5 protein-coding genes are annotated in these 5,105 nt (G+C 40.2%); 1 reads left to right on the forward strand and 4 read right to left on the reverse strand.

Features of this window, described 5'->3' with window-relative positions; translation table 11 throughout:
* Together AC075J_RS09555 and AC075J_RS09560 are read right to left on the reverse strand one after the other, a co-directional pair.
* On the reverse strand, positions 1–1,167 hold a 1,167-nt coding region (locus AC075J_RS09555; RefSeq protein ID WP_476390264.1), incomplete at its 3' end, for an ABC transporter ATP-binding protein.
* A gap of 36 nt (positions 1,168–1,203) precedes the next feature.
* Entirely contained in the window at positions 1,204–1,671 is a 468-nt protein-coding gene (locus AC075J_RS09560; protein WP_008705263.1) for a MarR family winged helix-turn-helix transcriptional regulator, read from the reverse strand.
* A 459-nt stretch (positions 1,672–2,130) separates the two neighbouring features.
* Between AC075J_RS09560 and thrH the strand changes: the two genes are divergently transcribed.
* Entirely contained in the window at positions 2,131–2,733 is a 603-nt protein-coding gene (gene thrH, locus AC075J_RS09565) for a bifunctional phosphoserine phosphatase/homoserine phosphotransferase ThrH (RefSeq protein WP_025579681.1), read from the forward strand.
* 123 nt (positions 2,734–2,856) lie between these two features.
* On the opposite strand, the gene AC075J_RS09570 is transcribed toward thrH, so the two are convergent.
* Together AC075J_RS09570 and AC075J_RS09575 are read right to left on the reverse strand one after the other, a co-directional pair.
* Positions 2,857–4,515, reverse strand: a complete 1,659-nt coding sequence (locus AC075J_RS09570; RefSeq protein ID WP_055057824.1) for a ribulokinase — start codon at positions 4,513–4,515, stop codon at positions 2,857–2,859.
* A gap of 15 nt (positions 4,516–4,530) precedes the next feature.
* Positions 4,531–5,105: zinc-binding dehydrogenase (locus AC075J_RS09575; protein WP_476390265.1), on the reverse strand; the 575-nt coding region annotated here is incomplete at its 5' end.

Raw genomic sequence — 5,105 nt, forward strand, 5'->3', positions numbered from 1 at the left:
ACCCTTTGTGACATCATAGAGTCTGGGGATCAGCTGCACCAGGGTAGACTTTGCACTTCCGGTTCCGCCGATGATACCTACTGTCTGACCGGATTTAATATGAAGATTTACATCCTTCAGGGAAAGATTTCCTCCCTCTCCTGCATAGCTGAAATCTACATGATTAAAGTCAATGGAACCATCTGCCACATTCTTTACTGCATCAGCTTTATCCTGCATCTCAGGAACTTCATCCAGAACCTCTACAATACGGTCTGTGGATGCTTCTGCTATCATGATCATAACAAACACGAAAGTTACCATGTTCAGGGACATGAGAATCTGAAGTGCGTAGACAATGATACTTGTCAGCTCACCGGTTTCCATGCCACCGAGAACAATACCTCTTCCGCCAATTGCAACAATGATAATGATTACAGTATACATGACAAACATCATAACCGGTGAGTTCCATGCAACGATTTTCTCTGCTTTAGTAAACAGATTATAAACATATCTGGAAATTCCATGGAATTTCTCAATCTCATAGTCCTCTCTTACGAAAGCCTTAACTACACGTGAGGCATTTACATTCTCCTGAACGGAATTGTTCAGGTTGTCATATTCATCAAAGACCTTGATGAAATGCGGATGTGCCTTTTTCGCAATAAAGATTAGTGTACCGCCAAGGACAGGAACAACTATCAGGAAAAGCACTGCGATCGGTTTGTTGATCGTCAGTGTCATAATCCATGACAGGATGATCATAAACGGTGCCCTGGCAAGAAGGCGAATACTCATCATGTATGCCTGCTGTACATTTGTGATATCAGTGGTCAGTCGTGTGACCAGACCTGATGTTGAAAAGTGGTCGATATTTTTAAAGGAAAAATCCTGCACCTTATAAAAAATATCGTGTCGTAAATTCTTCGCATATCCTGCTGCTGCAACTGCCGCCATATTTCCGGCCTGTACGCCGAAGAACAGGGAAAGCATTGCCATTGCAACAAGGATGACTCCACGCTGGATGATATAGCTCATATCTCCGTTTGCAATACCTACGTCGATAATCTTCGCCATCTCCAGAGGAATCAGAACTTCCATCAGTACTTCCAGGATTACAAGGATCGGAGCCAGTACAGACTGCTTCTTGTATTCCCGGACTGAACGTAAAAGTTTCTTATTCATCTTTGTCAATGTCCTCCTTATGTCTCGTTATTTCTGTTAAAAATCATTCCTGCTATCGCAGGATTTTTTCCGGTTTTCATACATCTGCCAGAGAACCTGTTTGCACAGTTCCACATCCTCCTTCGGAATTCCCCGTAGCATTTTGGCTTCGCCTTCTTCAATACTCTTTAAGATTGCAGGACGGATCTTCTCTGCTTTCTCTGTGGGAATGATCTGTTTCAGGCGTGCATCCTGTTTCGCACTCTCTCTGTAAATGTAACCGTTCTTCTCCATCAGCTTCAGGATCCCTGTCACTGTAGGTTTCCTGATCTGGAATTCCTCTTCAATATCTTTCTGATAGAGATCTCTGTGCATGGTTTCCAGAAGGATAAATTTCAGCACATGCTTCTGCATGGTCGTCAGATCGTCATTCTCCATCACCTCTGCCGGATTATGCCGTTTCATTGTATGGGATAAAATATGTATCAGCCTGCCTACATACATCTCATTCAGCTTCTGTTTCATTTCCTCGTCTATCTCGCCGCACCTCCTAAAATCAGTACACATACTATTGCAAAGCCATATAATAGTTAGGTTGCTATCCATTAGTTGCCTAACTATTATATGGCTTTAGTTTTTTTATGTCAATACTCGTTTTTATTTCTCCTTTTGAACTACTCAAAAATTGTTACTGTTCACTCCGTTCTCAGTAACACGCTTCGCAAACTTAATTTATGCTAATCGCATAAATTCGCGCGGTATATCTCGGGTTTTCTGTTGCCAAGCATCCGTAAGAAGCTGCCAGTGGCAGGTTCTGTAGGTGACCTTCGCTCACAAAAAACACCTCGCGGGATATTACCAGTGAACAGTAACCAAAAATTAAATTTGCAAGGACTCTCAGAATATGTTAGAATGATTTCACTAAATAAAGCATTAAAGGATTTTCAAAAATAAAGAGGTTTTACACAAAGGAGGATTTCTATTATGTATATTACATGTCTTGACGTAGAGGGCGTACTGGTACCTGAAATCTGGATCGCATTTGCAGAAGCAAGCGGAATTCCGGAGCTGAAGAAAACCACACGTGATGAGCCGGACTATGATAAGCTGATGAACTGGAGACTTGGTATTCTGAAAGAGCATGGTCTCGGACTGAAAGAGATCCAGGATGTGATCGCAAAAATTGATCCGCTTCCGGGCGCAAAGGAATTCCTGGATGAACTTCGTTCTTTCTCCCAGGTAATTCTGATCAGCGATACTTTCACACAGTTTGCAGCACCGCTCATGGAGAAGCTTGGCAGGCCTACCTTATTCTGCAACACTCTTGAAGTTGCAGACAACGGTGAGATCACAGGCTTTAAGATGAGAGTGGAACAATCCAAGTTAACTACTGTAAAAGCTTTACAGTCTATCGGATTCGATACCATTGCAAGCGGTGATTCCTACAATGACCTGGGTATGATCCAGGCAAGCAAGGCAGGATTTCTCTTCCGCAGTACAGACAAGATCAAAGCAGATTATCCAGAGATCCCGGCATACGAAGAATATGACGAACTGCTGGCCGCGATTAAGAATGCAATGAAATAACCTCAAACAGATAAAAAATCTGCAGATAAGATACCTGATTGTATCTCCTGCAGATTTTTCTAATTATTAGATATTACTTATTTTAATTTCATTGTCTCTGTTTTTCCAAAGATATTCTGACTTTTAATGCAATTGACTTAATGTAATCATAGTGGTATTTTTTTGAGGATTAAACATTTCCACTAAATTACAATACATCTGATAAAGTTCCACATATTTTTCTACCATTGGGGGATTCGGTTTGTAAACAATATCTTTCAAATGACTCATGTTTGCAACTGCTTCCTGAATCGTCTCATATCCACCTAGATCTTTACCCGCAGCAACAGATGCATATATGGCAGCTCCAAGTGCAGCCGTTTGTTCTGTGCCTGATATGTGGATTTCGCAATTCAAAACGTCTGCATAAATCTGCATTAAAAGGGAATTTTTCTCTGCAATTCCACCGCTGGCTATTATAGTATGAATTTTGACTCCTGATTCTGCAAATAACTGCATAATCTTTTTTGTACCAAATGCAGTAGATTCAATGAGAGCACGATAAATTTCTTCTGGTTTGGTAAGTAAGGTACAACCCACAAGCACCCCCGACAATCGTCCATCTACGTATGGAGTTTTGTTTCCATTCCACCAGTCTAATGCAAGCAGTCCATGTCCACCTGGTGAAAGTTTTTCGGCTTTTCTGGTTAACCATGAATGTAAATCCATACCTTGTTGATCTGCCATTTGTTTATATTCCCAGGATACACAATTATCAACAAACCATCCCAACATATCTCCAACAGCCGCAAGTCCTGATTCTAATGCATATTTTTTCGGTAAAATTGCGCCTTTTATTCCACTTACAACACCATTTTTACTATATCCATTCTCAGATAAAGCCAGCATTACACTGGAAGTACCAAGCACCATCATCATCTGATCAGATTTGCTTACACCACTGCCAGGCATTCCTGCATGAGAATCAATTACTGCTGTTGCTATTGGTATACCTGCACAAAGTCCCAACTCTTTTGCCCAGTCTTCTGTCAGATATCCCACTGGCTGTCCTGCCAGTGTAATATCATCTCCCAATTTATCTTCTGTCAGATTTTCCAGTTTGGGTGACAACTGCAACAAGAAATCTTTTGAAGGATATCCTGTTTCCGGCGTCCACATTGCCTTATACCCTGCCAAATTTCCAGATCTCTTACGACCATTCGTTAAAATCTGTGTAAGCCAGTCCCCAACTTCAAGAAAACTTGCTGCCTCATCATAAAGTTCAGGATCCTCTTCTACAATCTGTAAAATTTTAGGAAGAAGAAGTTCAGAGGATATTTTTCCTCCAAATTGAATGTTGTCAATTTCGCCTCTCTTTTTTAACAATTCATTTATTTCATCTGCCTGTTTCTGAGCTCCATGATGTTTCCATAATTTTACCCATGCATGAGGTCTTGAAACGTTTTTTACTAATAAACATAATGGAACATTATTTTCATCTACCGGTAGCATAGTACAGGAAGTAAAATCCAATCCTATTCCTATAATATCTTTTGAAGAAACTCCCGATTGTGCTACTGCTTCTGGAATAATATATTTTAAAACATCTATATAATCCTTTGGATTCTGTAAAGCCCATCCTGTACCTGTAAGTTCTGTTCCATCCGGAAGATATTCACTCATGACTCCATGATCATATTCCTTTACTGCAGAAGCCAGAACTGTACCATCTTTGCAGTCAGCTATAATAGCCCGTCCTGATAATGTTCCATAATCTAATCCGATTACGTATTTTCTTTCCATCTGCAAGTTTCCTTATTATCCAATCTTAATTACTGATTTAACAATGTTCGCTTTATCTTTCACACTCTGAATCATTGCATTTTCAATGTCATCAAAATCCCAGACATTTGATACAATCCCCTTTACATTTATGCTTCCAGCTGCAACTGCTTCAATTGCAACAGGATAAATATGACGATAACGGAAAACAGTTTTAAATGTCAGTTCTTTATCCAACGCAAGACTCATAGGTAAAGTTTCTTCTCCTGACGCAGAATAACCAACAAGTACAATTGTAGAACCAGGTTTTGCGAAATTAATTGCCTGTCTTGTAGTAATTTCTGTTCCTGCTGTTTCTATTGTTAAATCAGCTCCTGCTCCTCCTGTCAAACGGAAAATTTCTTTCACCGTATCTTTTTCTTTTCCATTTATAACGTCCGTTGCACCAAGTTCAAGTGCCTTCTGAAGTCGCTTTTCCTGAACATCTACAGCAATAATTCTTGTTACTCCCATAGCTTTTAATGACATAATGGAAACAAGTCCAATACATCCTGCACCTGTAACAACTGCTGTCTGTCCCAGATGTGCATTACCCTGTCTTGCTGCATGCA

The organism is Blautia sp. ZXY-1-C6 (genome assembly GCF_056339875.1).